Genomic DNA, 23,960 nt, shown 5'->3' with positions numbered 1-23,960 from the left:
TCAGCCACGTGCTGCTGCGCTACCGGGGCAGCACCACCGGCGAGCCCGTGCGCGGATGGGGGACGACGTCGACGGCGCAGCCGTAGACCTCGCCCAGCAACCCCTCGACCATCACCTCCTCCGGCCGTCCGACCGCGGCCACCCGGCCGCGGTCCAGCAGCACCACGTCGTCGCACCACTGGGCGGCGGCGGTCAGGTCGTGCAGCACCACCACGACCGTCCCGCCGGCCCGGGCCCGCTCGCGGGCCGTGCCCAGCAGCATCGCGACGTGACGCAGGTCCAGGGCCGCGGTCGGCTCGTCCATCAGCACGACGGGCGTCGCCTGCGCCAGCACGCGCGCGGCCGCCACCCGGGCCTGCTCGCCCCCGGACAACGTGCTGAACGACCGGTGCACCAGGTGGGCCACGTCGGTCGCGACCATCGCCTCGGCCACCGCGTCGTCGTCCCGGTCCTCGTCGGCGGTGCCGGCCCACGGGGCCCGACCCATCGCCACGACCTCGCCCACGGTGAACGAGAAGCTGACCGCGGTCCGCTGCGGCAGCACGGCCCGCAGCCGGGCCTGCTCGCGCGGTGACAACCGGCCCAGGGGGGCCTCACCCAGGTGGACCGTGCCGGCGGCGACGGGCACGTCACCGGCCAGCGCCCCCAGCAGGCTGGACTTGCCGGCGCCGTTGGGCCCGACCAGGCCCAGCACCCGGCCGGGCAGGGCCGTCAGGTCGACGTCGGTCAGGACCGGTCGGCCGCCCAGCTCGACACCCACGCCGCGGGCCAGCAGGGCGGTCACGCCCACCCCCCCTGGCGCGAGCGGGTCCGGTGCAGCAGCCAGAAGAAGAACGGCCCGCCGACCAGCGCGGTCAGCATGCCCAGCGGCAGGTCGGCGTTGGGCACCAGCGTCCGGGCGGCCAGGTCGGCCAGCACCAGCACGACCGCCCCGGTCAGGGCGCTGGCGGGGACCAGGAGCCGGTGGCCCGGCCCGCACACCATGCGCACCAGGTGCGGGACGACCAGACCGACGAAGCCCACGATCCCGGCGAACGCGACGGCGGCGCCGACCAGCAGCGCGACGACGACGATGCAGCCCAGCCGCAGCCGCTCGACGTCGACCCCCAGGTGGCGGGCGGGACGCTCGCCCAGCGACAGCAGGTCCAGGCGGTGGGCGACGTAGCCGGAGGCCACGAGCCCCACGACGACCAGGGGCAGCACGGCCAGCACCGACTGCCAGCGTGCGCCGTTGAGGCTGCCCAGCTGCCAGAACACCAGCTGCTCGCGGGCCTGCGGGTCGGCCACGAAGGTGAGGAACGCGATGGCGGCCCCGGCGACCGCGTTCACCGCGATGCCGGTGAGCACGAGCGTGACCACCTCGGTGCGCTGGCCCGAGCGGGAGAACCAGTAGACGAGCAGGGTCGTCAGCAGACCGCCGACGAACGCCCCGGCCGCGACCGACCAGCCGCCCAGGGCTGCCGTCCCGGTCACGATGACCGTGCTGGCGCCCACGGCGGCCCCCGCGGACACCCCCACCACCGCGGGCTCCGCCAACGGGTTGCCGAACACGCCCTGCATGACGGCGCCCGCCGCGGCGAGCGCGCCGCCGACCAGCACGGCCAGCGCGACCCGGGGCAGGCGCACCTGCAGCAGCACGGCCTCGGCCTGCGGGTGGGTCGGCACGGGGCCGGTGGTCAGGCCGGCCCACCGGGCCAGCAGGCCCAGGACCTCGGCGGGGGCGATGGCCAGCTGGCCTCGCCCCACGGCGACCACGGTGACGACCGCGAGCACGACACCCAGCGCCGGCAGGACGGCGGCGGCGCCGAGACGCCGGGCGCCTCGCCCCGGTGGCGGCGGTGCCGCCACGTCGACCGGGGTCCGGGTCGGTGCCGTCACCGGTGGAGGGCCTGCGACAACCGCTCGACCAGGCGCGGCAGCCGTGGGCCGAACGTGAGGACCTCGGTGTCGTCGACGGACACCACGCGTCGCGCCTCGCCGGCCGGGGTCTGCGCCATGCCGGGCAGCTGCAGCAGCCCGTCGACGCCGCCGACGGACTCCAGGCCCCCGGTCATGACGAGCAGCACGTCGGGCTCGGCGCCGACCAGCGCCTCGCTGGTCAGCGGGACGAACGCCCGGTCCAGGCCGATGTCGGTGCCCACGTCGACCCCGCCCACGGCCCGGATCAGCTCGTCGGCCCCGGAGCCCGGCCCGGCCAGCAGGTAGACCCCGGCCGTGCCGCGGACGTAGAGGAACGCCACGCGAGGGGCGGGTCCGTCGTCGGGGACGTCGGCCAGCACCTGTGTCAGCGCGTCGTCCAGGTCGCCCGCCACCTGCTCGCCCGCGGCCTGGACCCCCAGCACGCGGGCCACGGTCCGGACCTGCTCGCCGACGCCCGCCACGGTGCGCGCGGGCTCGAGGAACACCACGGCGACGCCGGCGTCGCGCAGCTGCTGCTGCACCTCGGGCGGGCCGATGCTCGTGTCGGTCAGCACGACCGTGGGGTCGAGGGCGAGGACGGCCTCGGCGTTGAGGTCGTGCCCGCCGGGTGTGACCACCGGCAGGTGCGCGGCCTGCTCGAAGCCGGTCGAGGTGTCACGGCCGACGACCTGGTCGCCCAGTCCGAGGCTGAACACGATCTCGGCCAGGGTGCCGTGCAGGTCGACGGCGAGGATCCGGTCGGTGGCCTCGACCGTGACCAGCTCGCCGTCGCAGGAGCGGACCTGCACGGGCAGGGTCGCCGGACCCGGGTCGGCCAGGACCTCGATGTCGGGATCCGCCGGGACGGTCGCCGGGCCGGCGGCGAGACCGCCGTCGGTCCTGGCCGAGGCCGAGGCCGTGGCCGCTGCTGCCGTCGTCGACGACGGGCCGGGGGCGTCGTCCGGGGCCGCCGGCGCGGCGGGGCAGGCCTCGACGACCGTCGGGGTGACGGGCGACCCCGCCGAGGCGTCGGGTCCGGCCGAGCCCGCGGCGGCACCGTCGCTCGAGGTGGCGCCCGCCGCGGCGCCCGACGCGGCGGTGCCCGGTGCGGACGCCCCGGCCTGGGCGCACCCGCTGAGCAGCAGCAGGCAGGCCGCCAGCGTCGCCGCGCGGGGCGTCCGGGAGCGGCCCGTCATGCCCGCGCCGGGACGGGGGCGACCGCCGGCTGGGACGGGACGGAGGTCGACGTGCCCGTGGTGCCGGTCGTGGTGCCGGTCGTGGTCAGGTCCTCGACCAGGGCCACGTTGTGCTCGTAGGCCGCCAGCACCTCCTCGGCCATGGCGGCCACCTCGCCGTCGTCCAGCCGCAGGCCGTCCAGGCAGGCGCGGTAGGCCTGCTTGAACCGGCCGGGGTGCACCCCCTCGAAGACGTAGAAGGATGCCCCCCGGTCCGCCGCCAGGCCGTAGGTGCGCCGGACGACACCCCCGATCGCCAGGCCACCGCTGAGGTCGCCCAGGTAGCGGGTGTAGTGGTGGGCCAGGAACCCCACCGGCCACTCCAGCGCGCACCGGGTGATGCGGGCGGCGTAGACCAGGGCGACGTCGGACGGTGCCGACGGCACCTGCGCCCCGGCGGCCCGCAGCACGTCCAGGTCGGCCGTGATCGCCGTCGAGCGGTCGAGCGCGGGGTCGAGCAGCGACGTCAGCCGGTCGTCGTCGACCTGCCCGCGGCCGTGCTCCAGCGCCGCGTAGACCGGCTGCAGCTGCACCAGGTAGCGGGCGTACGAGCTCATCGGGACCGCCCCGTCGAAGAGGGCCTGCATGAACCCCTGGGACCGCGCGCCTTCGTGCGCCGCCGTGCTGGCTGATCTGAGCGTCTCCGACAAGGGCACCGACGACATAGGTTCAGTTCTCCTTCTTAATCTGCTTAGGTAAGCCTCATCAAACCACCTCCGACCCACCAGGAGAACCCGTGACCGTGCGGTCCCGTCCCCCTTCGCTGCTGATCGCGCTGCTGCTCGGTGCGCTCGCCCTCGTCACCACCGTGGGGGCGACGGCCGCCCCGGCCTCGGCCTCCGCCGGCCCGTCCGCCACGGCCTCGGCCACCCAGGACCTCGACCCCGACGGTCAGCGGGTCACCGTGTCCGGCTCGGGGTTCGACCCGACCAAGGGCGTCTACGTCGCGCTGTGCGTGGACCGGGGCGCGGGTGCGCTCGCCACGCCGTGCATCGGCGGCATCGACACCAGCGGGTCGGCGTCCTCGTCGGCCTGGGTGTCCTCCAACCCGCCGGCCTACGGCGAGGGGCTGGCCACGCCCTACGGGCCCGGCGGCACGTTCGACGTCACGATCCAGGTCTCCGCCGCCGACCAGTTCGCCGACTGCCTGGACCCGGCCTCCGCGCCCAGCGGCTGCGCGCTGTTCGTCCGCGCCGACCACACCCGGGCGGGCGACCGGAGCCAGGACGTCAGGATCCCCGTGACGTGGGCGTCCGGGGCCACGACCGAGGACGGGTCGGGCGACGACTCCGGCGGCGCCGCCGCGGGTGAGCAGGACCAGGCAGGCGCCGGGTCCGCCGCGTCCGGCGGCCAGGCCGGCGACGAACCCGTCGCCGGGTCCGGCGCCCCGGGTGCCCTGGCCCGCACCGGGGCCTCCGTCGCGGCGGTCGGGGGCGCCGCCGCCGTCCTGCTGGCGCTCGGCACGACCGTCCTGCTGGTGACACGGCGCCGCCGCGACGAACCGGCGCAGGCACTCCGATGACCCCCCACCCACGACCCGAGAACCGCACCACGAGGAGATCACCCGTGCGCAGCGCAGCATCCGGCACCACCCGGTCCCGACGGCGGGGTGCCGTGCTCGTCGCGGCCCTGCTGGGGCCCGTCCTGGCCCTGGGCACCCCGGCGGTGCTGGCGTCCCCGGCCGCCGCCGAGGTCGCCGGGACGTACGCCACCGCTCCCGTGTCCGACGTCTCGCTGGACTGGGGCGTCAAGCAGTCGTTCCGGCAGTACATCCAGGGACCGATCGCCAAGGGGGCCGTCACCCTCGACGCCCCGGCCACGACCCTGCCCGACGGCACCTACCGCTTCGCCGAGGGCAGGGGCACGTCCGACGTCGACGGCCTGACCGTCTCCGTCGCCGGTGGGGTGCGGTTCACCGGTCACGACATGGGTGCCGGTCCGCTGCTGGACGTGGCCATCAGCGACGTGCGGCTCGAGGTGGCCGCCGACGGTGGCGTGCTGCGCGCCGACGTCGTCAGCCGCGGGCTGGCCTCCGGCGAGCCCGTCAGCTACCCCGACGTGGCCTTCGCCGACGTCGACGTGACGACGGCCGACATCGAGCCCGACCCCGACGGCGTCCTCGAGCTGACCGGCCTGGCGGCCACCCTCACCGCGGAGGCCGTCCCGGCGTTCGCCGACTTCTACGAGGCCGGGTCCGCGTTGGACCCGGTGTCCGTCCGCGGCACCGTGGCGCCGGCGCCCGAGCCGGAACCGGAGCCCGAGCCGACGCCGACGCCGGAGCCGGAGCCGGAGCCGGAGCCGACGCCCGAGCCGGGGGAGTGGGAGCCGGTGGTGGAGCTGGTGGACGCAGCCGGTGAGCCGGTGTCGGTGCTGCCGGTCGAGGGCGGTCCGTTGACCGTGCGCGGCAGCGGGTTCGACCCGGCCGCGAACGCGGCGACGCGGCCGCCGGTGCCGGTGGGCTCCCCCGCGGGGGCCTATGTCGTGGTCGGTGACTTCGACGCGCAGTGGCGTCCGAGCCAGGGCGCGACGGGTGCGTCGCGTCGGGTGCTGGAGCAGGCCTGGGTGATGCCGCAGGCCACGATCGACGCGGTGGGTCAGCTGCCGGGTCTGGTGCTGCTCGAGTCCGACGGCACGTTCGAGGTGACGCTGGAGGTCGAGCGGCCCGCGCAGGTGCAGGGCGTCCTCGGCGTCTACACCTACCCCGCGGGTGGCGTGCTCAACGCGGCGCAGGAGACCGCCACCCCGATCACCTTCGCCGAGCCGGAGCCCGAGCCCGAGCCGGAGCCCGAGCCGGAGCCGGAGCCGGAGCCGGAGCCGACGACCCCGGTCCTGACGCTGCCCGAGGGCACGGCGGTGGCCGACGGCGACGACCTCGACGTGAGCGGCACCGGCTTCGCGCCGGAGCGGGCGCTGTACGTGGCCCTCACGCCGCAGGGCACGTCCGGCGACGCGCACCCCTCGCCGTTCAGCGGCGCCCAGCGCGTCGTCACGGCCGAGGACGGCACCCTCGAGGTGACCCTGGAGGACGTCGAGACCCGGTTCAGCAACGAGGGCGTCGAGGTCGACTGCGCCGAGGCCGGGTGCTTCGTCGCGGCGTTCTCGTCCCTCGACCCGACCGACAACGCCCCCGTCGACCGCAGCGGCGACCGGACCCAGGACGCGTTCGTCGCGCTGCCCCTGAGCGACGAGCCGCCCGTCGGTCCCGGTCCGGCCACGTTCGAGGTCGTACCCGACCGGGACGAGGTCACGGCCGGCACGTCGCTGGGCGTCACCGCCACCGGCCTGGACGCCGGCGAGGTGGTGCGCGTGGAGCTCGGGGACCTGCTCGTCTCGCCGTCCGGGGCCGTCGCCGACGGGGTGGGGGCCTACGCCCTCACCTTCACCGTCCCGGCCGACCAGCCGCCGGGCCCGGTCCTGGTGGCCGTGACCGGCGCCGGCGACGACCGTCGCGGCAGCGCGGTCGTCACGGTCCACGCCCCGCCGCCCGAAGCGGGCGACGACCTCGAGATCGTCGGGGGCGCCGTGGACTGGGGCGTCAAGGAGTCGTTCCGCACCTACGTCACCGGGTCCGTCGCCCGGGGGACGATCGACGTCGCCGACCCCGCCACCCGCAACGGGAGCGGCACGTTCCGCTTCCCCGTCACCGGCGGCGAGGCGACGGCCGAGAGCCTGGTGGCCACCACCGACGGGTCGGTGTCCTTCAGCGGTCACGTCGTCGACGGGGAACCCCTGCTCGGTCTGGTCGTCTCCGACCTGTCGGTCGTGGTGGCCGACGGCGAGGCGTCCCTGGTCGCCGACGTCCGCAGCCGGTCCCTCGGGGGGGCCGACGTGGTGGCCGACGACGTGGCCCTCGCCGACCTCGACCTGACGGGGGAGTCCCTGACCCCCGTGGACGGCGTGGTCGAGCTGTCGGACCTGCCGGCCACGCTCACCGAGGCCGGTGCCCCCGCGTTCGGCGGGTTCTACGACGCGGGCGAGGCGCTGGACCCGGTGTCGGTGACGCTGCTGGTCGAGGAGGGGGCGACCCCGCCCCCCGCGCCCGGCGACCCGACGTGCACCGACGGGCGCGACGCCGACGGTGTGCCCTACGCACCCGGCGCCTGCCCCGGTCTGGAGGTCCTGCGCGCCGAGCTGTCGGCGTCGTCGGTCGAGCCCGGCGGCACGGTCACGGTGAGCGCGACCGGGTTCGACCCGCAGGAGCAGGTCGAGGTGTGGCTGTTCTCGGACCCGCACCGGCTGCTCTCCGTCAGCAGCGACACCGACGGCACCCTCGAGACCACCGTCGTCGTCCCGGCCGGGACGGCGCTCGGGGCGCACACCCTGGTGCTCGTCGGGGAGTCCGGCGTCCGGGCGGAAGGTGACCTGACGGTCGTCGCGCCCGCTGCGGACGACGGGGACGACGAGGACGGGGGCGACGGGGACGGCGACGGTGGCGGCGGGGCGGCCGGCGGCCCCGGGGTCTCCGGCTCGACGGCGGGCTCGGACCGGCTGGCCCGCACGGGCGCGGGCGTCCTGCTCCCGCTGCTGCTCGGGCTCGGTCTGCTCGGGCTCGGCGGTGCGACCGTCCGGGCCTCCGGCGCCGGACGCGGCCGTGGTGAGGCGGACGTCCCGGGCGCCGACGGCGAGGACTCCTTCCTCGACCCCGACGCGGTCGCGGACGTCGTCCGGCACATGCGGGAGGACCACGCCGAGGACACGTTGACGATCGTGCGCGGCTGCGGCGGCGTGCGCTCGGCGACCCAGGCGTGGTTGACGCACCTGGACGCCGAGGCGGGCACCTACGTCGCGGTGGTCGACGGCGAGGAGCGGCTCGTCCGGATCCCCTGGCACGACCCGCTGACCTCGCGCCGGCAGGTCCGGGCCGAGGTCGTCCGGCTGCACGACGAGGCGGTGCGCCGGCTCGGCACCACCTGACCGCCGCTCGTCCAGGGGCCCCGACGACGCACGACCGTCGGGGCCCCGCAGCACGTGGACAGACATGCGCATACATGCATATGCTGCGCCGGTGCACCCCCACGACCACGGCGTGACGGCGACCGGCCGCAACCGCGGCCGGCTGGTCGTCGCGCTGGTCGTCACCGCCTCGGTGGCCGTGGTCCAGGTGGTCGGGGGGGTGCTGTCGGGGTCGCTGGCGCTGCTGGCCGACGCCGGGCACATGCTCGTGGACTCGCTCGGGCTCGCCGTCGCGCTCGGGGCCGCGGTGCTCGCCGCCCGCCCGGCCACCGCGACCCGGTCCTACGGCTGGCAGCGCGCCGAGGTGCTGGCCGCCCTGGTCAACGGCCTGCTGCTGCTCGGCGTCGCGGTGTGGGTGGTGAGCGAGGCCGTCCGGCGCTGGGACACCCCGCCCGAGGTCGCCACCGGGCTCATGCTGGGCACCGCGGTCGTGGGTGGCCTGGCCAACGTGGTGGCGCTGCTCGTGCTCCGCCCCGCCCACCAGGAGAGCCTCAACCTGCGCGGCGCCTACCTGGAGGTGCTGGCCGACCTCCTGGGGTCGGTCCTCGTGGTCGTCGCGGCCCTCACCATCTGGGCCACGGGCTGGACGAGGGCCGACGTCGTGGCGTCGCTGCTGGTCGCGGCCCTCGTTCTGCCGCGCGCCTGGTCGCTGCTGGGCGAGGTGGTCCACGTCCTCCTGGAGGCCACCCCCCGCGGCCTGGACCTGGACGAGGTCCGCCGGCACCTGCTCGAGGTGCCCGCCGTCGTCGACGTGCACGACCTGCACGCCTGGACCATCACCAGCGGGTCGCCCGCGCTGTCGGCGCACGTCGTGGTGGACGCGGCCTGCGTCGAGCGGGGCGCGGTGGGTGAGGTGCTCGACCAGCTGTCCCGGTGCGTGGAGGACCACTTCGACCTCGCGCACTCGACGTTCCAGCTGGAGCCGGTCGGGCACCGCGACCACGAGCCGGTCGGGCACGCCTGACGCGCGCCGGTCGGGCTCACAGCGGGACCGGCACCCCCACCGCCTGGAGCCCGGCGAGCACGGCCAGCACGACGCACACGCCGGCCCCGGTCAGCCGCACCGCCCGCAGCGGCAGCCGGCTCGCGAGCGAGGCGCCGATGGTGGCGGCGAGCCCCGCCACCAGCAGGAGCGCGGCCCAGGCGCCCACGAGGATCGACACCGGGTCGGCGCTGCGGGCCGCCAGCCCCGCGGTGAACAGCTGCGACAGGTCGCCCCACTCCGCGATGAACAGCACGACGAAGCTGGTCCCGGCCGCCCGCAGGAAGGGGGTCCGACGCTCGTCCGTCGCGGTCCCGCCGTCGGTGTCCAGCGCGGCGCCGGAGCGGCTGTCGCGGTAGAGGACCACCGCGCCGGCGGCGAACAGCACCGCGGCCGCGCCGGCCACGAGCGCCTCGGGCAGCCGCGACAGCAGCCCGCCGGCGGTCACGGCGATCGCGGTCTGCACGCCGAACGCCAGACCCACCCCCACCCAGGCGGCCAGCGGCCGGAACCGGCTCGACAGCACCAGGGTGGCGATGAACGTCTTGTCGGGCAGCTCGAGCAGCAGCAGCGGCACGAACGCGCTGAGCGCGACCGCCAGGTCGAACGGGGGCAGACCGAACACGGGGGCTTCTCTCACGGCTCGGGACCGGGGCGCGTCGACCGGTGGCGTGAGGGCTACTCCCCTTCGCCGGAGGGAACGGTAGCCGACGGCGGGGTCTGCCCGGGCTGCCCGTCCGGCGGCGGGACGTCGAGCAGCACGACGTCGAGCAGCTCGGCGTCCACGAGCCCGGCGGGGACGAAGCGCCGGGCGACCTCGACGAAGTCGGGCCTGGCCGCCGCCAGCCCCACCCCCAGGTCCCGGGCCTCCTCGGCCCGGCCGGCGGCCGCCAGGACGACCGCCCGCCACAGCGTGAGGTCGGGCTCACCGGCGGGGGTCGGCACCTGCTCCGGCAGCGCCGCCACGGCCGCCGCCCCCTGCCCGTCCAGCGCCAGCTCGAACGCCTCGACCGTGCGGTGGTAGACGTCGGTGTGCTCGACCAGCCGCGACAGCGCGGACACCGCGTCGGGGGCGTCGTCCACGCGCAGGTCGACCACCTGGTCCTGCCAGGGGCGTCCGCTGCGCTGCGACCGGACGACGACGACCGCGGCGGAGCGCTGGCCCCGCTCGTCCCCGCCGGCGTCCTCCGCCGCGCGCAGCGCCCCCAGCAGCCGGCGCGGCAGCCAGCCGGTGGAGGCCTCGAAGGACTCGACCATGGCCTCCCAGACCTGCGGCCCGCGGACGATGTTGGCCAGCGACACGGAGCAGTCCCCGACCAGGTGCCCGGCCGCGGCGACGCACGCCTCCCCGGTGTAGACCGCGAACCGGCCCGCCGCGTCGACCATGCCGACCTGGCGGCGCTCGGGGTGCGGGTCGACGCTGCGCAGCGCGGTCAGCGCCTCGTCCGCGGTGAGACCGGCCCGCAGGGCGTCCAGGCCGAGGTCGCCGTACATCGGCTCACCCATCGACTGGGTCGCCACCACGCCGGCGCCCGGTGCGGCCCAGGACACGCTGCTGCCGACGGCGAACGCCTGGGACTGCGTCGCGACGCCCATCTGCCCGGTCTCGGGGTCGCGGGCGATGATCGAGTAGGTCATGGCGTCGCTCCTGCCGTCGAGGTGGTCCCGGTCGTCGAGAGGGTCCCGGTCGTCACGCGGGCGTGCCCGGCGCCCGTCTGAACCGACCACATCGCCGCGTACGAGCCCCCGGCGGCGACCAGCGCGTCGTGCGTGCCGGACTCCACGACCTGGCCCCCCTCCAGCACCCAGATCTTGTCGGCGTCGCGGACGGTGGACAACCGGTGGGCGACCATCAGGGCGCTGCGACCGGCCGTGACCCGGGCCAGCGAGCGCTGGATGGCCGCCTCGGTCTCGTTGTCGACCGCGGACGTCGCCTCGTCCAGCACCAGCAGCGCCGGGTCGCGCAGGATCGCGCGGGCCAGCGCCAGGCGCTGCCGCTGACCGCCCGACAGGGTGACCCCACGCTCGCCGACGAGGGTCTGGTAGCCGTCGGCCAGCCCGACGACGAAGTCGTGCGCCTCGGCCGCGCGGGCGGCGTCGTGCACCTGGGCGTCGGTGGCGTCGGGGCGGCCGTAGGCGATGTTGTCGCGCACGCTGCCGCGGAACATGAACACGTCCTGGCTGACGTAGCCGATCGCCCCGCGCAGGGCCTCCCAGCCGAGCTCCCGCACGTCGACGCCGTCGAGGCGCACCTGACCGGCGCGCGGGTCCTGGAACCGGAGCACGAGGCGCAGCAGGGTCGACTTGCCCGCCCCGGTGGCCCCCACCACGGCGTGCACCTCACCGGGCGGGAGGACCAGGTCCACGCCGCGCAGCACGTCCGGCCCGTCGTCGTAGCCGGCCGTCACGCCGCGCAGCTCGACCCCGCCCGACGCCGGCCCGGGCAGCACACCGGCGCCGGGGACCACGTGGGCGCGCTCGTGCAGCAGGGCGAGCACGCGCCGGGCCGAGGCCATGCCCCGCTGGTACAGGTCGAGGGTCTCGCCGACGTCGGTCAGCGGCCACAGCAGCCGCTGGGTCATGAACACCAGCACCGAGTACAGGCCGATCTCGATCTCGTCGTTCAGCGCCGCCCAGCCGCCCAGCAGCAGCGTCGTGGTGAAGCCGGCCAGGATCGCCATCCGGATCAGCGGGACGAACGCGGCCGAGGACCGGATGGCCCGGGTGTTGGCCGCGCGGTACTCCGAGGACGCCGTCGTCACCCGGTCGAGCTCGCGCTGCTCGGCGGTGAACGCCTTGATGGTGGGCAGACCGCCCAGGTTGGCCGCCAACGTCCCGTTGAGGACCGAGACCGACTCCCGGACCCGCGCGTACAGCGGCTCGAGGCGGCGCTGGAACCACAGCGACCCGATGACGATGACGGGGATGGGGGCGAAGGCCAGCAGGGTCAGCTGCAACGAGCTGACCGCGAACACGGCGCCCACCAGGACGATGTTGACCGTCGTCGCGATGATCGTCGGCGCCCCGACGTCCAGGAACCGCTCGAGCTGGTTGACGTCGTCGTTGAGCACCGCGAGCGTGCCGCCCGTCGTCCGGGCCTCGTGCCAGCCGACGTCCAGCGACTGCACGTGGCCGTAGGCCTCGACCCGCAGGTCGTGCTCGACGGCCTGCGCGAGCCCCCGCCACAGCACCGACGCGGCGTAGTCGCTCAGGGACTCGCCCACCCACACCACGACGTTCAGCAGGGCGAGCCACCCCAGCTGGGCGAACCGGTCGTCGACGCCGAGCACGGTCGCGACCAGGGAGTCCTCACCACGCACGACCACGTCGATCGCGGCGCCGATGATCAGCTCGGGCATGACGTCGAGCACCTTGTTGACCACCGACATCACCACGGCCAGCACCAGCCGGGGCCGGTACGCGCGGTAGCGGGACCACAGCGCCCGCAGCGGGTGGGGGACCAGGACGGTGGGGGTGTCGCTCACCGGGTCAGGGTCTCAGCCGCGCACCGCGGCCGGGACCGTCGGACCGCGGGGTGGGGGCGTCGTGAGGACCGGGTGAGACCGGAGCGACTCAGCCGACGAGCACCGCGTACACCACCACGTTGTCCTCGTAGCTGGACACCGAGCGGTCGAAGTCACCCCCGCAGGTGATGAGCCGGAGCACCGGCGCCGGGGCGGGGCCGTAGACGCGCTCGGTGGGGAACTCGGTCTTGGGGTACGTCTCGGACCCGGTCACGGCGTAGGTCACGGCCGTCCCGTCCTCGAGCCCGACCACCACCTCGTCGCCGGGGGCCAGCTCGCCGAGCCGGGCGAACACGGCCGGGCCGTCCCGGGTGTCCACGTGGCCGGCGATGACGGCGGGTCCGGTGCGCCCCGGTGACGCGCTCGCGGTCAGCCAGCCGGCGTCGTCGGGGTCCTCGGGGACCTCGATCGTGCCGTCCCCCGCGACGCCCAGGCGGACCAGCGAGGACAGGTCGACGTCGATCGTCGGCACGCGCAGCGAGACGGGGGCGGGGGCGCCGTTCGCGGCGACCACCCCCTGGGGTCCCGGGACCGCGGGACCCGTCGCCGGCGTCGCCGCGGAGGCGGCGGACGGGCCGGTCGCCGGGCCGGTCCCGAGGGGCGCGGTCGGCGCGGCTGACGCGGGAATCGACGCAGCGGTCGGGCCGGCGGTGGTCGCGCGCTCGGTGCCGGACCCGGAACGGGGGACTGCCGTCGCGGACCGGTCGCCGGCGACCAGCGACGCGAGCCCGCCCGCGGCCAGGACGACGGCCGCGACGGCGAGGACCACCACGACCCCACGGCCGGTGGGGTGGCGCGGTCGGGTCCGGTGCCGGGCTCGGCCGGGCCCGGGTCCTGCCTCGAGGCCCCCCACGTCGCTCACCCCGCGACGTGGCGGGCGGTGGTGCGCGCCCACGGCCGTGAGCGCACGAGCGCGCTCGCCGTCAGCGCGCTGGCGCCGAGCACCAGGAGCACGCCGGCGCCGATCCACAACGGGGTCCGGGCGTCGTCGGGGACGCCGCCGCCGAACCCGGTGGCCGCCCCGCCCTGCGGGGTCGTGCCGGCCCCGACGGCGTCGACGACCGGGCGGACGACCAGCTCGTCGCCCTCGCCGTCCAGCACCAGCAGCGTGTAGACGCTGCCGCTGTCCAGGACCAGGTCCGTGGTGCCGCTGGCGCCGTCACCGGTGGCCTGGACCGTCCACGGCCCGACCGGCGCGCTCTCGTAGCCCGTGGGGGTCCCGAGCGCGACGTCCGTGCCGAGGACCGGCCCGTCGACGGCCTCGACGTCCACGACGGGGGCCGCGGCCGAGGCCGCCAGCAGCCGGACCCGGCTCTGCCCGTCCCCGGGAGGTGTCAGGTCGTCGTCGAGCAGCTCCAGGCGGGGGTCGTCCTTCGTGCCCAGCCCGGCCGCGGTGTACGCCTGACCGGCCTCGAGGTCCACCGTCAGGCTCAGCAGCGGCGGCTCCGACACGGGCGTGCCTGCCGGGCGCAGCGTGACCGCGTACCGGCCGGGGGTCATGGCGCCGTACTCACCGACGGCCCCGTAGGCGGCGGTGGTCTCCAGCAGGGGGCGGTCCTCGGCGGCCACGCCCTCGCCCTCGTCGGCGAACGGGGCGAGTCGCACGTCCATGGCGCCCAGCTCGGGCACCAGGTGGGCGGGCCGCAGGTAGGCCGGGTCCCCGGTGGCGGTGGCGTTCGCCGCGGCCCCCGGCACGGTCACCAGGGCCAGGGCGGCGGCGGCCAGCACGACGAGGGCCCGGCGGGGGCGGCGGGAGGGCCGGAGGGTGGGCTCGGCGGTCATGGGGCGCTCCGTCACGTCAGCAGGTCGGTGTCACGGTGAGTCGTGGACGGGACGCCCGCGACGCTCGTGGTGACGGTACGTGGCGTACCGGAACCGCGCTCGGGGTACCCGAGAAGCCGCACCACCAATCCCGGGGACGCACCGTGGTCGTGCACACACGCCCGGTGACCTGCGGTGGGGCGTCCCCCAGGGGCGGCGGAGCGTTCCGGTCATCTGCTGGCGATCTGGCCGTGCGGCCGTCATCATCACCGTCAGTGACCTCGACGAAGGAGATGCTGTGGAAGCCGCCGTGCTGCCGGTCGTGCTGACGATCGCCGCGTTCGCCGCGGGCGTGCTCGTCGGCTGGTTGTGGTGGGGGCGGCGGTTCTTCACCGCCCGGCTGACCCGCGACGAGGCCCTGTCCCTCGTCCAGGGCCGGATCGAGCTGGACCTGGTCGAGAAGGACGCGGAGATCGCCCGGCTCAGGGCGCAGCTGTCGAGGTCGCCCACGTGACGTCCGCCGGGACGAAGGGCTACGAGCACGGCATCCGCTACCACGCCCCCAGGCGTCGGGAGCCCGGTCCGGTCGTCGGCGTGGCCGCGAGCCTGCTGATCCTGCTGGTGGCGGGTCAGCTCGCCCTGGCCCCGTCGGCGCGCGACGACGGGGACGCCGCAGCGGTCGCCGGGCCCGTCGTGAGCCCGACGACGTCGTCGGAGCCCGTCGCCGCGGACGACGCCACGGACGACGGTTCCACGGCAGCCGGCGCCGCCGTGGTCGAGCTGAGGTTCGACAGCGGGGCGGACACGCCGTCGCCGGGGGCGGCAGACGCGCTCGACGGGGTCGCCGACGACCTGCTCGGCGACCCCGCCGCCACCGTGAGGGTCATCGGCCACGCCGAGCCCAGCAACGACCGCGACCTGGAGAAGCAGCTGTCGCTGGAGCGGGCGCTGCGGGTGGTCGACCTGCTCGGTCGGCGGGGGGTCCCCGCCGAGCGGGTCGAGGTGGTGGCTGCGGGGGCCACCCAGGCCGAGGAGGCCGAGGCCGACGACAACCGTCGGGTGACGGTCGAGGTCACGCCCGGCTGAGACCCCGCGACCGGCTGGTCAGCGGGAGTAGAACTCGACGACCAGCTGCTCGTCGCACACCACCGGGAGGTCCGCACGTCGGGGGTCGTCCTGGATCCCGACCGTGAGGGCCGGGAGCACCACGTCCAGGTGGCTGGGTACCCGCTCCAGGGCGTGGGCGCCGGCCGCCGCGACGACGAAGGGCGGGAGGTGGCGGCGGCGGGGGTCCACCCGGACCACGTCGTGCACGGACACCCGGTAGGACGGTCGGTCGACGCGACGGCCGTTGACCTGGATGTGCCCGTGCCCGACGAACTGGCGCGCCTGGTGGATCGTCCGGGCCATCCCCGACCGCAGCACCACGGCGTCGAGGCGACGCTCCAGCTCCTCGACCAGGACCTCTCCGGTCTTGGCGCCCGACCTCGAGGCCTTCGCGAAGACCCGCCGCAGCTGGGCCTCGCTCACCGCGTACTGCGCGCGCAGCCGCTGCTTCTCCATCAGGCGCAGCCGGTAGTCGCTCTCCTTGCGCCGGTTGCGGCCGTGCTCCCCCGGCGGGTACGGGCGACGCTCCAGGTAGGGGAGCGACTTGGGCGTCAGGGCCAGTCCCAGGGCGCGGGAGAGCTTGATCTTCGGGCCGTTGGTGCGCACGTTCCTCCTCGGGGCCGGCTCACCGCGAATTGCGGCTGATGCCATTGTGCTTATCGCTAAGGGTAGCCTAACCTCGAAACCATGACAGCCTCACGCCCACGGTCGGCCACCACCCGAGCACCCGCTCATGCCGCGCGGGCCCGCTCGGCCGTCGAGGCCGCCGGGTCGGTCGACGTCGTCTGGGACGACGGGTCCTGCGCCGTGGTCGAGGGGCTGACCGCGCTGCCCGGCGGGGGGCTCGCGTGGGACGTGCCGGACGGCACCTCCCTGCACCGTCGGCTGTCCGCCGCGCGGCGGCAGGACGGCGACCTCGGGGTCTGCGTCGGCCTGACCGACGTCGCGCCGCTGGCCGGCCCCGACCGGGTGCGCGGTCGGCTGGCGCTCGCCGGCTGGCTGCGGGTGGCGCCCGGGGGTGGCGCCCGGGCGGGGTTGCGGGTGCGCCTGGACCCGGTCGAGATCGTGTGGCACCCGGCGGACGGGGAGCCGGTCCCGGTCGACGAGGAGGAGTACCGCGACGCGGCGCCGGACCCGCTGGCCTCCTGGGAGGCGGACCTGCTGCTCGCGCTGCAGCACGACCGTGACCTCTGCGCCCGCCTGGAGCGCCTGGTGACCGCCGGGCCGGGCGGTCGGGGGGCGAGGTCCGCGGTACCCGTGCGGCTGGACCGCCGCGGTCTGGTGGTCCGGGTGTCCGTGCCCGGTGGCCACCGTGACGTCCGGCTCCGGTTCGCCCACGACGCCACCACGGTGGAGCTGGCCTGGGAGGGCCTCGCCCGGTTGGCGGTGCACGCGCTCGACGCCTGACCGCCCGAGGTTTGCCGGGTGGGGCTGCGGGTAGCCAGAAGGGGGGAGCGCTCCCGAAGGCGCTCCCGTCACCTGCTCGCAGCACGTGCTCCGGACGAGAGGACCCAGCAATGGACACCATCACCAGCGTCATCGAGGTCGACGTCCCCCTGCAGACCGCGTACGACCAGTGGACGCAGTTCGAGGACTTCCCGCGGTTCATGAGCGGGGTCGAGACGATCACGCAGCTGGACGACAGGCGGACCCACTGGGTGATGAAGATCGCCGGCGTGAGCCGCGAGTTCGACGCCGAGGTGCTGGTGCAGCGTCCCGACCAGGGCGTGTCCTGGCGCAGCACCGACGGCCCAACCCACGCCGGCCGGGTCACGTTCGTCCGGCTGGACGACACCCGCACCGAGGTCACGCTGGCCATGGACTGGCAGCCCGAGGGCCTCGTCGAGAAGGCCGGTGACGCGCTCGGCATCGTCGAGAGCCAGGCCAAGAAGGACCTGCAGGGCTTCAAGCAGTTCATCGAGGAGCGCGGCACCGCCACCGGTTCGTGGCGCGGCGACGTCGACACGGGCAGCACCGCGCCGCTCTGAGCCGCCCCGCACCCGTCGGACCCCGTCCCCGCTCCTGGGGGGCGGGGTTCGTGCGTGCGCACGGGTGGCGCGTGGTCGCGGGGTGGACGCGGGCCGGCCCAGGTAGTTCAATACTGAACAACCTAGGAGGACGACATGCCCGCAGTGACCGCAGACACCGTGACCCTGCCGAGGGTGGCCGTCCCGCCGGACGCGACCGTACGGGCCACCCGCTCCGTCACGACCGCCCCCCAGGGCTACGAGGGCGAGGGCTTCCCCGTGCGTCGTGCGTTCGCCGGTGTCTCCCCGCAGGACCTGGACCCCTTCATCCACCTGGACCAGATGGGCGAGGTCGAGTACAGCCCCGGTGAGCCCAAGGGCACGCCCTGGCACCCGCACCGCGGGTTCGAGACCGTCACGTACATGCTCGACGGGGCGATGCAGCACCAGGACTCCCACGGTGGCGGCGGCCTCATCGCCGACGGCGCGACCCAGTGGATGACGGCCGGCGGGGGCATCCTGCACATCGAGACCCCACCGGAGTCCCTGGTGGTGTCGGGCGGGCTGTTCCACGGCTTCCAGCTCTGGGTCAACCTGCCCGCGGCGCACAAGATGCGACCGCCGGCGTACCAGTCGCTCGAGGGCGACGACGTCACGCTGCTGGCGAGCCCCGACGGCGGTGCGCTGCTGCGCCTCATCGCGGGCCAGGTGGACGGGCACAGCGGGCCCGGGTCGACGTTCACCCCCATCACGCTCGTGCACGCGACGGTGACGGCGGGGGCCCGGCTCGAGCTGCCGTGGCGCACGGACTTCAACGCCCTCGTCTACGTGCTGTCCGGGCGCGGCCGGGTCGGCCGTGGTGGCGACGCGGTGCGCAAGGGACAGCTGGCGGTGATGGGTCCGGGCGGGGTGCTGCGTGTGGACGCCGACCGCGGCCAGGACGCCCACGAGCCGGTCCTGGACGTCCTGGTGATGGGCGGCCGGCCGATCCGCGAGCCGGTCGCGCAGCACGGGCCGTTCGTCATGAACACCCGACGCGAGCTGGTCCAGGCCGTCGAGGACTTCCAGGCCGGTCGCCTGGGCGTCGTCCCCGACGGCGCGCTGATGCCGCACGCCCGGCGCTGAGGCCGCACGCCCGGCGCTGAGGCCGCACGCCCGGCGCCGGCGCGGGACGTCGCAGGGACGACGAGCAGGGGCGGCGCGGTCAGTCGGCGGTGGCGGGCCGGTCGTCCTCGGGGAACACGTCGAGCCGACGATCCGGGTCGGTCTGCTCACCGGGGACGGCCACGGCCTCGGTGCCGTCGTCCGCGGCCGGGGCCGCCTCGGGCGGGTAGCCCGTGAGGACCTCGGACGGTGGCTGCTCCGCCGAGGTGGAGCCGTCCTGGTGCCCGGTCGGGTGGTCAGGCTGCTGGGTCATCCCCGTCGAGTCCCCTCCCGGCGCCGATCTCAACCCTGTCGACGGCATGTCGTCCGGTACCCGCCGTCCGGTTAGACATGCCCCGGATGTGGGGATACACATGGCGGACGCGACCGACCCCCGGGTCTGTCGCAGGCGCTCAAGCAAACGGTGCCTTCGTCCAGCCATCTTTGGGAGCTGGATCATGCGAACGACCATCCTCATCGGTCCCACGGACCGCCGGTCCCGCGGCGTCGCCGCGTTCATGCTCGCCGAGGCCGCCGCCCTGCGTTCCCGGCTGCGGGCCCGAGGTGCCGACGTGCGCCTCGTGTCCGCCTTCGACCCCGGCGTGACCGCCGCGGACGGCGACGACCACCTGCGTCCCGACGTCGTCCTCGACGTGCCGGTCCGGGTGCGGGACCAGCGTGCGGACGGCATCGCCTCCGCGGGGCTGCTGGCCCGCGAGCTCGCCCGCGTGGCGGCCGACGGCATCGTCCACGCGGTCGGCTGGCGCGCCACCGCGGTGGCGGTGACGGCCCGCGGCGAGACCGGCACCCCGGTCGTCGCCCACGTGGACCAGCTGCCCTCGTTCCCGGGTGACGACCGTGCGGACGGCACCGTCATGGCCCGGCTGGGCTGGGCCGCGCTGGCCGCGGCCGACCACGTCGTCGTCGAGTCCACCTGGGCCCGGGACGTCGCCGTCCGTCGCGGGGTGCTGCCCGACCGGCTGCACGCGGTCGGCCCGGCGCTCACCCGCCTGCCGCAGGGCGAGGCGCCCCGGTCGCCGTCCGGTGAGGACCCGCTGGTGCTGTCGGTGGGGGACCCCGGCGACGTCGGCAGCCTGCGACCGGTCGCGGAGGCCGTGCTGCACCACGCCGGTGCGCGGCTGCTCGTGGCGCGGAGCACGGGCATGGACGAGACCGCTGCGGCCGCCGTCAAGGAACGGCTCCGCGAGCTGCCGGTGGTGCGGCGGCTCGGGACGCGCTGCAAGGTCGCGCTGGCGCCCGCGTCGACGCTGTGCGCCACGGCCGACCTCGTCGTGGACGTGTCCAGCACCCCCGGCCGCGGGCTCGGCGTGCTCGCCGCCATGTTCGAGGCGCGCCCGCTGGTCGCGGCCGCCGTCGGCGGGGCCGACGAGCTCGTGGTGGACCGCGTGACCGGGCTGCTCGTGGAGCCCCGCGACCGGGTCCACACCCGCGACGGGGTCGCCGCCCTGCTGCAGGACCCGTTCCGGTTGGAGGCCTACGGCCTGGCCGGGCGGGACCGCGCCCACGCGGTGTTCGACCCCGAGCTGCTGGCCGACGCCACCTCCCGGGTCCACGACCGGGCCCGCGGGAGGCTCGGGGAGCCCTCCGGCGGCGAGGCGGTCGACCCGGCCGACGTCGTCGACGTCCGGCACGCCGGGGCCGTGGCTCCCGCCGTGCACGCGTGACCGGGGTGCTCGAAGGCGCCCCCGCCGCTCGACCGACCGCCGCCGAGGCCCGCAGCGGGGAGCGGCAGGCCACGGCCGACGCGACCGCCGACCTGCTCGCCCGGCTGAGCCGGGAGACCGACCCGACGGAACGGCAGCGCCTCGTCGACGAGGTCGTCCTGCTCAACCTGCCCGTCGCCCGCTCGCTGGCGATGCGCTACCGCGAGCGGGGCGTGCCCGCCGAGGACCTGGTGCAGGTGGCGTCGCTCGGCCTGGTCAAGGCCGTGCACGGCTACGACGCCGAGCGCGGGAAGGACTTCCTCGCCTACGCGGCGCCCACCATGACCGGGGAGATCAAGCGGTACTTCCGCGACACCGGCTGGGCCGTCCGGCCGCCGCGGCGGCTCCAGGAGCTCCGCTCGCGGATGGCCCAGGTCACCCAGTCCCTGTCCCAGGACACCGGTCGGGCCCCGACGGTCAAGGAGCTCGCGGCGGCCCTCGAGGTGGACCAGGACGAGGTCGTCGAGGCGATGGTGTCCGGCAACGGCTACGCCACGTCGTCGTTGGACGCGCCGCCCGACGGCGAGAGCGGGTCGTGGGCGGACACGGTCGCCGACGAGGACACCGCCCTGAGCGCGACGCCGGACCGGCTGGCGCTGGAGGGCATGCTGGCCCGGCTGCCGGAGCGCGAGCGCCGGATCCTGGCGCTGCGGTTCTTCGCGGACAAGACGCAGTCCGAGATCGGGGCCGAGATCGGGGTCACGCAGATGCAGGTGTCACGGCTGCTCAGCCGCGCCCTGCGGCGGCTGCGGGAGGAGCTGGAGGAGGACGGCGGGACCGGGACGAGGGCCGACCGATAGCCCCCGCCCGGGCTGGTGGCGCCGTCCCCGCCCTGGTGCTGGTGGGTGCGTCGGCGGGTGGGCTGATGGTCCTGCGACGGCTGCTGGCCGACCTGCCGGCCGACCTGCCCGCCGCCGTGCTCGCGGTGGTCCACCAGCCCCGACGGCCGCAGCACCGGCTCTGCGACATCGTGGCCCCCGGCTGCTCCCTGCCGGTGCGGCAGGCCGCGGCCGTGCAGCGGCTCGACGTCGGGACGGTGCTGCTCGCCCCGCCGGACCGTCACCTGGAGGTCGTCCACGACGACCTGGCCGGCACCGACCTGGTGAGGCAGTCCGACGCCCCGCCCTGCAACGGGGTCAGGCCCTCGGTCGACGTGCTGTTCGCGTCGGCCGCCGAGGTCCTCCGGCGTAGGGTCGTGGCCGTGGTGCTGTCGGGGGCGATGCAGGACGGGGCCGCGGGGGCGGCGGCGGTCGAGCACGCCGGGGGCCAGGTCCTCGTGCAGGACCCCGACGACGCGCTGGTGACCGGGATGCCGCGCAGCGCCCTGGCCGCCACCCACCACCACGCCGTCGCGTCGGCCGCGGGCCTGGGTGCCCGGGTGCGGGAGCTGGTGGCCGACGTCGTCATGGCCGACGCGTGACCGACCCCCGGGCCGTCGACCCGGCGGTGCTGGAGCGGATGCTGCGACTGCTGCTCGAGCGGACGGGGTACGACCTGACGGGCTACCGACTGGCCGGGATCGCGCGTCGGGCCGGGCAGCGGGCCGCCGTGGTCGGCTTCAGCGACCTGGACCGGTACCTCGAGCGCGTGGCGGAGGACCAGGACGAGGCCGAGGCGCTGCTGGACCACCTGCTGGTCCAGGTGTCGGGCTGGTTCCGTGACGCGCACGTCTGGCAGGCCCTGCGCGCCGCGCTGCCCGCGCTGGCGGGCCGGGCCGGCGACCGTGGGGTCCGGGCCTGGGTGGCCGGCTGCGGCGAGGGTCAGGAGGTCTGGACGGTCGCGGCGTGCCTGGCCGAGGCGGTCGGGGCGGGCCGCCTGCCGTCCTGGTGGCTGCTGGCCACCGACGTCGACGCCCACGCGCTGCGGCTGCTGCACGGCGGGCGCTACCCCCGCACCCCGCTGTCGCCGGACGCGGCGGAGCTGCTCGAGCCGCACCTGGAGGCCTCCGGGCCGGGGTGGCAGGTGTCGGGGTCCCTGGCCGCGCACGTGTCGATCGGGCGCCACGACGTGCGTGAGGCGCCGCCGGAGGACGCGGCCACCCCGTTCGACCTGGTCCTGTGCCGCAACGTCCTGATGTACCTCGACGACGCCGTGCAGGTGACGGTGCTGGACGGGCTGCTGGCCTCGCTGCGGCCCGGCGGCCTGCTGGTGCTGGGCCAGGCCGAGCTGCCCATCGACCGCCGCGACGCCCTGGTCCCGGTGGACCTGGCCGCGCGCGTCTACCGGTCGATCGCGGCGCCCGTCCCCGGCTGAGCCCCGTCCGCCCGGTCCGCACCGCCGGTCGCGGGACCACCCGGCTCGCCGGTCTCCACCGCCTCGCGGGTCGCGTCGTCCACCACCAGCTGGGCGACGTCACGGACCTTGACGTTGCTGCGCCGGCTCGCCGCGACCAGCTGGGCGAACGCGGTGTCCGCGCCGTAGCGGCCCCGGCTCATGAGGATGCCCTTGGCCTGGTCGATGACGGCACGGGAGTCCAGCGCCTCCCGCAGCTGGCGGCTGAGTGCCGTCAGCTCCTGCCGGTCGCGGGTCTCCTGGACGACGGCCAGCACCGCCGACACCAGCAGGTCCGCGACGTAGCGGTCACGCTCGTCGAAGACGTCGGTCCGCCGGGAGTAGATGTTGAGCACCCCCAGGGAGTGCTTGTCCGTCCGGATCGGGCAGCCCAGCACGGCGGCGACGCCCAGCGGCACGGCCAGCGGGGCGAGCCGCTGCCACCGGGGGTCCTCCCTGAGGTCCTGGCACACCACCACCGTGCCGCTGGTGTAGGCCGACAGGCACGGGCCCTCGCCGGCCTGGAGCTGGGCGCCGTCCACGGCCTGGGCCATGGTGTTGTCGGTCGCCTGCGCCTCGGGCTCGGCCGGCGGCCCCAGCGTGATGCTGACCCCGTCGCTGTGCGGCAGGGCCTTCTCCACCAGCAGCGCCGCCCGGGCCAGCACGTCACGGGTGTCGGCCCCGGCCTGCAGCGGCAACCGGCACATCTCGGCGAACGCCTCCGCCGTGCGCATCGCGGCGCCCGGGTGCTCGACGTCGTCGACGGACGCGTCGGTGGCGACCCAGGTGATGAGGGCGCCCGGGGCGTCCGGGGTGTCGGAACCGGCCACCAGCTCCACGGGTCGGCTCCCGCCCTGCTTGGACAGCAGCGACAGGCGGACCGCCGACGTGGACCGCGCCGAGGTCACCGCGGCCAGCGCCTCGCCGAGCCGGTCGTGGTCGGAGGCGGCCACCAGGTCGCCCAGCGGGTGCTGCAGGATCTCGTCGCGGGGTCGGCCCAGCAGCGCCCAGGCGGCGGCGTTGACCTCCAGGACCACACCCGACAGGTCGGTGACCAGGGCCGCCACGGGCAGCGACGCGATCAGGCCCCGACGCCACGCCCGCGGGTCCGAGCGCTCGGCCAGCAGGTCGTCCAGGCGCCGCTGCTGGGCGCGGAGGGCCTCCTCGGCGACCCGCAGCTCCTCGTGGGCGATGTCGATCTCGCCGAGGATCGTCCCCAGCCCGCCGACGTCGCCGTCGCCGGTGATGGCCTCGACCCGCAGCTGCTGCTCGGCGAGCGCGCTGGCGAGCTCCTCGGCGGTCTGACCGGCGGTCTGACCGGCGGTCTGACCGGCGGACGGGCCGTGGGTCGTCTGCATCTCCTCGGTGGACACACCGCATCGTCCCAGGGGCGG

Annotated in this window: 24 protein-coding genes; 12 read left to right on the top strand and 12 right to left on the bottom strand. The window is 76.0% G+C overall.

What is annotated here, in order from left to right:
- Positions 1–19: 19 nt before the first annotated feature.
- Genes ACR80Q_RS12180 through ACR80Q_RS12165 form a run of 4 tightly spaced genes read right to left on the bottom strand, consistent with a single transcriptional unit; the run spans position 20 to position 3,799 of the window.
- Entirely contained in the window at positions 20–784 is a 765-nt protein-coding gene (locus ACR80Q_RS12180; protein ID WP_435377893.1) for a heme ABC transporter ATP-binding protein, read from the bottom strand.
- Positions 781–1,878 carry a FecCD family ABC transporter permease gene (locus ACR80Q_RS12175; protein WP_435377892.1) on the bottom strand — a complete coding sequence of 366 codons (1,098 nt, stop codon included), beginning with the start codon at positions 1,876–1,878 and terminating at the stop codon, positions 781–783. Before ACR80Q_RS12175 ends, ACR80Q_RS12180 begins: the two co-directional genes overlap by 4 nt.
- Positions 1,875–3,095, bottom strand: coding sequence for a heme/hemin ABC transporter substrate-binding protein (locus tag ACR80Q_RS12170; RefSeq protein ID WP_435377891.1), 1,221 nt, complete (start codon positions 3,093–3,095; stop codon positions 1,875–1,877). The genes ACR80Q_RS12175 and ACR80Q_RS12170 overlap by 4 nt, the downstream gene beginning before the upstream one ends.
- On the bottom strand, positions 3,092–3,799 hold the full coding sequence (locus ACR80Q_RS12165; protein WP_435377890.1) for a biliverdin-producing heme oxygenase: 708 nt from the start codon (positions 3,797–3,799) through the stop codon (positions 3,092–3,094). The genes ACR80Q_RS12170 and ACR80Q_RS12165 overlap by 4 nt, the downstream gene beginning before the upstream one ends.
- Positions 3,800–3,870: 71 nt before the next feature.
- Between ACR80Q_RS12165 and ACR80Q_RS12160 the strand changes: the two genes are divergently transcribed.
- From ACR80Q_RS12160 to ACR80Q_RS12150, 3 genes are all read left to right on the top strand, one after another.
- Positions 3,871–4,656, top strand: a complete 786-nt coding sequence (locus ACR80Q_RS12160; protein ID WP_435377889.1) for a hypothetical protein — start codon at positions 3,871–3,873, stop codon at positions 4,654–4,656.
- A 44-nt stretch (positions 4,657–4,700) separates the two neighbouring features.
- Positions 4,701–8,048, top strand: a complete 3,348-nt coding sequence (locus ACR80Q_RS12155) for an HtaA domain-containing protein (protein ID WP_435377888.1) — start codon at positions 4,701–4,703, stop codon at positions 8,046–8,048.
- Positions 8,049–8,112: 64 nt separating this feature from the next.
- Positions 8,113–9,051 (top strand): cation diffusion facilitator family transporter, encoded by a 939-nt coding sequence (locus ACR80Q_RS12150; RefSeq protein WP_435377887.1) that lies wholly within the window; start codon positions 8,113–8,115, stop codon positions 9,049–9,051.
- A gap of 16 nt (positions 9,052–9,067) precedes the next feature.
- On the opposite strand, the gene ACR80Q_RS12145 is transcribed toward ACR80Q_RS12150, so the two are convergent.
- The 5 genes from ACR80Q_RS12145 to ACR80Q_RS12125 form a co-directional block, all read right to left on the bottom strand.
- Positions 9,068–9,709, bottom strand: a complete 642-nt coding sequence (locus ACR80Q_RS12145) for a TMEM165/GDT1 family protein (protein WP_435377886.1) — start codon at positions 9,707–9,709, stop codon at positions 9,068–9,070.
- Between the two features lie 38 nt (positions 9,710–9,747).
- Complete coding sequence (locus ACR80Q_RS12140; protein WP_435377885.1) at positions 9,748–10,707, bottom strand: DUF1028 domain-containing protein; 960 nt, start codon at positions 10,705–10,707, stop codon at positions 9,748–9,750.
- Positions 10,704–12,554: an ABC transporter ATP-binding protein gene (locus ACR80Q_RS12135; RefSeq protein WP_435377884.1), complete on the bottom strand. Its 1,851-nt coding sequence runs from the start codon at positions 12,552–12,554 to the stop codon at positions 10,704–10,706. The genes ACR80Q_RS12140 and ACR80Q_RS12135 overlap by 4 nt, the downstream gene beginning before the upstream one ends.
- Before the next feature lie 88 nt (positions 12,555–12,642).
- Positions 12,643–13,365 (bottom strand): class F sortase, encoded by a 723-nt coding sequence (locus ACR80Q_RS12130; protein ID WP_435377883.1) that lies wholly within the window; start codon positions 13,363–13,365, stop codon positions 12,643–12,645.
- An 86-nt stretch (positions 13,366–13,451) separates the two neighbouring features.
- A complete protein-coding gene (locus tag ACR80Q_RS12125) occupies positions 13,452–14,375 on the bottom strand; it encodes a DUF4397 domain-containing protein (RefSeq protein ID WP_435377882.1) in 924 nt (307 codons plus the stop codon).
- A 277-nt stretch (positions 14,376–14,652) separates the two neighbouring features.
- On the opposite strand from ACR80Q_RS12125, the gene ACR80Q_RS12120 reads away from it, so the two are divergent.
- Positions 14,653–14,868, top strand: a complete 216-nt coding sequence (locus ACR80Q_RS12120; protein ID WP_435377881.1) for a hypothetical protein — start codon at positions 14,653–14,655, stop codon at positions 14,866–14,868.
- Positions 14,865–15,440: an OmpA family protein gene (locus ACR80Q_RS12115; protein ID WP_435377880.1), complete on the top strand. Its 576-nt coding sequence runs from the start codon at positions 14,865–14,867 to the stop codon at positions 15,438–15,440. The genes ACR80Q_RS12120 and ACR80Q_RS12115 overlap by 4 nt, the downstream gene beginning before the upstream one ends.
- 18 nt (positions 15,441–15,458) lie before the next feature.
- Here ACR80Q_RS12115 and rpsD read toward each other — a convergent pair whose 3' ends face one another.
- Positions 15,459–16,067 (bottom strand): 30S ribosomal protein S4, encoded by a 609-nt coding sequence (gene rpsD, locus ACR80Q_RS12110; RefSeq protein WP_435377879.1) that lies wholly within the window; start codon positions 16,065–16,067, stop codon positions 15,459–15,461.
- 81 nt (positions 16,068–16,148) lie between these two features.
- On the opposite strand from rpsD, the gene ACR80Q_RS12105 reads away from it, so the two are divergent.
- The 3 genes from ACR80Q_RS12105 (at position 16,149) to ACR80Q_RS12095 (ending at position 18,553) form a co-directional block, all read left to right on the top strand.
- Positions 16,149–16,868 (top strand): hypothetical protein, encoded by a 720-nt coding sequence (locus ACR80Q_RS12105; protein ID WP_435377878.1) that lies wholly within the window; start codon positions 16,149–16,151, stop codon positions 16,866–16,868.
- A gap of 110 nt (positions 16,869–16,978) precedes the next feature.
- Complete coding sequence (locus tag ACR80Q_RS12100) at positions 16,979–17,449, top strand: SRPBCC family protein (protein WP_435377877.1); 471 nt, start codon at positions 16,979–16,981, stop codon at positions 17,447–17,449.
- A gap of 135 nt (positions 17,450–17,584) precedes the next feature.
- Positions 17,585–18,553 (top strand): pirin family protein, encoded by a 969-nt coding sequence (locus ACR80Q_RS12095; RefSeq protein ID WP_435377876.1) that lies wholly within the window; start codon positions 17,585–17,587, stop codon positions 18,551–18,553.
- Positions 18,554–18,632: 79 nt separating this feature from the next.
- Here the strand turns inward: ACR80Q_RS12095 and ACR80Q_RS12090 are convergent, their stop codons facing one another.
- Positions 18,633–18,845 (bottom strand): hypothetical protein, encoded by a 213-nt coding sequence (locus ACR80Q_RS12090; RefSeq protein WP_435377875.1) that lies wholly within the window; start codon positions 18,843–18,845, stop codon positions 18,633–18,635.
- Between the two features lie 184 nt (positions 18,846–19,029).
- On the opposite strand from ACR80Q_RS12090, the gene ACR80Q_RS12085 reads away from it, so the two are divergent.
- Genes ACR80Q_RS12085 through ACR80Q_RS12070 form a run of 4 tightly spaced genes read left to right on the top strand, consistent with a single transcriptional unit; the run spans position 19,030 to position 22,548 of the window.
- Positions 19,030–20,256: a glycosyltransferase family 4 protein gene (locus ACR80Q_RS12085; RefSeq protein WP_435377874.1), complete on the top strand. Its 1,227-nt coding sequence runs from the start codon at positions 19,030–19,032 to the stop codon at positions 20,254–20,256.
- The gene (locus tag ACR80Q_RS12080) at positions 20,253–21,095 is read left to right on the top strand and encodes a SigB/SigF/SigG family RNA polymerase sigma factor (RefSeq protein WP_435377873.1); all 843 of its coding nucleotides are present in this window, start codon (positions 20,253–20,255) and stop codon (positions 21,093–21,095) included. The genes ACR80Q_RS12085 and ACR80Q_RS12080 overlap by 4 nt, the downstream gene beginning before the upstream one ends.
- Before the next feature lie 35 nt (positions 21,096–21,130).
- Positions 21,131–21,715: a chemotaxis protein CheB gene (locus tag ACR80Q_RS12075; protein ID WP_435377872.1), complete on the top strand. Its 585-nt coding sequence runs from the start codon at positions 21,131–21,133 to the stop codon at positions 21,713–21,715.
- Positions 21,712–22,548, top strand: a complete 837-nt coding sequence (locus tag ACR80Q_RS12070) for a CheR family methyltransferase (protein WP_435377871.1) — start codon at positions 21,712–21,714, stop codon at positions 22,546–22,548. Before ACR80Q_RS12075 ends, ACR80Q_RS12070 begins: the two co-directional genes overlap by 4 nt.
- Here the strand turns inward: ACR80Q_RS12070 and ACR80Q_RS12065 are convergent.
- On the bottom strand, positions 22,515–23,939 hold the full coding sequence (locus ACR80Q_RS12065; protein ID WP_435377870.1) for an ANTAR domain-containing protein: 1,425 nt from the start codon (positions 23,937–23,939) through the stop codon (positions 22,515–22,517). The two genes, ACR80Q_RS12070 and ACR80Q_RS12065, sit on opposite strands and share 34 nt — an antisense overlap.
- Positions 23,940–23,960: the final 21 nt, after the last annotated feature.

This window comes from Aquipuribacter aurantiacus (genome assembly GCF_051216895.1).
Classification (GTDB): Bacteria; Actinomycetota; Actinomycetes; order Actinomycetales; family JBBAYJ01; genus Aquipuribacter.
Note: the sequence above shows the minus strand (reverse complement) of the source record. Positions and strands in the feature narration are given on the sequence as shown.

Coding starts and splice junctions, on each gene's coding strand:
- ACR80Q_RS12170 (WP_435377891.1), bottom strand. CDS start 3,095: ATGACGGGCCGCTCCCGGACGCCCCGCGCGGCGACGCTGGCGGCCTGC.
- ACR80Q_RS12095 (WP_435377876.1), top strand. CDS start 17,585: ATGCCCGCAGTGACCGCAGACACCGTGACCCTGCCGAGGGTGGCCGTC.
- ACR80Q_RS12125 (WP_435377882.1), bottom strand. CDS start 14,375: ATGACCGCCGAGCCCACCCTCCGGCCCTCCCGCCGCCCCCGCCGGGCC.
- ACR80Q_RS12105 (WP_435377878.1), top strand. CDS start 16,149: ATGACAGCCTCACGCCCACGGTCGGCCACCACCCGAGCACCCGCTCAT.
- ACR80Q_RS12090 (WP_435377875.1), bottom strand. CDS start 18,845: ATGACCCAGCAGCCTGACCACCCGACCGGGCACCAGGACGGCTCCACC.
- ACR80Q_RS12150 (WP_435377887.1), top strand. CDS start 8,113: ATGCGCATACATGCATATGCTGCGCCGGTGCACCCCCACGACCACGGC.
- ACR80Q_RS12085 (WP_435377874.1), top strand. CDS start 19,030: ATGCGAACGACCATCCTCATCGGTCCCACGGACCGCCGGTCCCGCGGC.
- ACR80Q_RS12165 (WP_435377890.1), bottom strand. CDS start 3,799: ATGTCGTCGGTGCCCTTGTCGGAGACGCTCAGATCAGCCAGCACGGCG.
- ACR80Q_RS12140 (WP_435377885.1), bottom strand. CDS start 10,707: ATGACCTACTCGATCATCGCCCGCGACCCCGAGACCGGGCAGATGGGC.
- ACR80Q_RS12100 (WP_435377877.1), top strand. CDS start 16,979: ATGGACACCATCACCAGCGTCATCGAGGTCGACGTCCCCCTGCAGACC.